The organism is Rhizobium sp. P1_E1 (genome assembly GCF_056406015.1).
Genome location: NZ_JBFUAY010000499.1, coordinates 1 through 1356, shown reverse-complemented (window position 1 = coordinate 1356; position 1356 = coordinate 1). Strand labels below are relative to the sequence as shown.

The 1356-nt window shown below is 61.1% G+C and carries 2 protein-coding genes; one reads left to right on the top strand and one right to left on the bottom strand.

Annotation, left to right across the window (positions count from 1 at the left end):
* Nucleotides 1–72: 72 nt before the first annotated feature.
* Nucleotides 73–411 (bottom strand): cupin domain-containing protein, encoded by a 339-nt coding sequence (locus AC1D1Z_RS37470; RefSeq protein WP_024319997.1) that lies wholly within the window; start codon nucleotides 409–411, stop codon nucleotides 73–75.
* Nucleotides 412–585: 174 nt separating this feature from the next.
* Here AC1D1Z_RS37470 and AC1D1Z_RS37465 point away from each other — a divergent pair.
* Nucleotides 586–1356: acyl-CoA dehydrogenase family protein (locus AC1D1Z_RS37465; protein WP_477853887.1), on the top strand; the 771-nt coding region annotated here is incomplete at its 3' end.

The following is a 1356-nucleotide window of genomic DNA, read 5'->3' as shown; positions in this document are numbered from 1 at the left end:
GGACAAGAGCGGATGTTTAATTAGAGCATGATGTCGTCCGAAAACCGCTCACAGTTTTCAGCATCATGCTCGCTATTTCAGGAATTCGGCCCGGTGCGGTGTGAATGCATCGATCAGCCGGCCCTTTTCCAGCGCCTTGACGCCATGGATCAGATTGGGGGGCACGATGAAGCTGCCGCCCTGCTTGAGCACCTCGGTTCGACCATCGATCGTCACTTCGAAACTGCCTTCGGCGACGTAGCTGGCCTGGATATGCGGATGCGAATGGGCCGCACCTACGGCGCCGCTTTCGAAAGCCACTTCCACCATCATCATCTCAGGCAGATAGGTCATGATGCGCCTGACGACGCCGGGTTCGGGATTGACCCATTCGGCGCCTTCGGCCGATACGAACAGATCGCTTGACGACATTTCCGCCTCCTCGTTCCAGAATCGATCGCGGGCAAAGTGGATCATGCCGACGCTTTTGAAAAGATGGCGCGGCCGGTCTTTTCGAGACTGCCGCCTTCTGTTGACGCGGTCGGCTGGCGGGTCTATGGCCAAATTAAGCGAGGCAAGCCAGAACCGGGATGAGGAGACGCGGCCATGCAGCATACGCGCGAAGTTTTCGACTGGGCCGATCCGTTCCGGCTGGTGGAGCAGCTGACCAGCGAAGAGCGCATGGTGCAGGACACCGCCCATGCCTATGCGCAGGAAAAGCTTGCTCCCCGTGTTCTCGACGCCTTCCGCAATGAAAAGACCGATCCCGAGATCTTCCGCGAAATGGGCGAACTCGGCCTGCTCGGCCCGACGATCTCGCCGGATTATGGCGGCGCCGGCCTCGGTTACGTCGCCTAYGGCCTGATCGCCCGCGAGGTCGAACGGGTCGACAGCGGTTACCGCTCGATGATGAGCGTCCAGTCCTCGCTGGTCATGGTGCCGATCGAAACCTTCGGCTCCGAGGCGCAGAAGCTGAAATACCTGCCGAAACTCGCCACCGGTGAATGGATCGGCTGCTTCGGCCTGACCGAACCGGATCACGGCTCCGACCCCGGCTCGATGGCGACGCGCGCCAAGAAGGTCGACGGCGGCTACAGCCTCACCGGCTCGAAGACCTGGATCTCCAACGCGCCGATCTCCGATGTCTTCGTCGTCTGGGCAAAGACCGAGGATGGCCTCATCCGCGGCTTCATCCTCGAAAAGGGCTGGAAAGGGCTTTCGGCTCCCCCCATCCACGGCAAGGTGGGACTGCGCGCCTCGATCACCGGCGAAGTAGTGATGGACGGGGTCTTCGTGCCTGAGGAAAACCTTCTGCCTGGTGTCACCGGCCTCAAGGGACCGTTTACCTGCCTCAACTCGGCCCGTTTCGGCATCGCC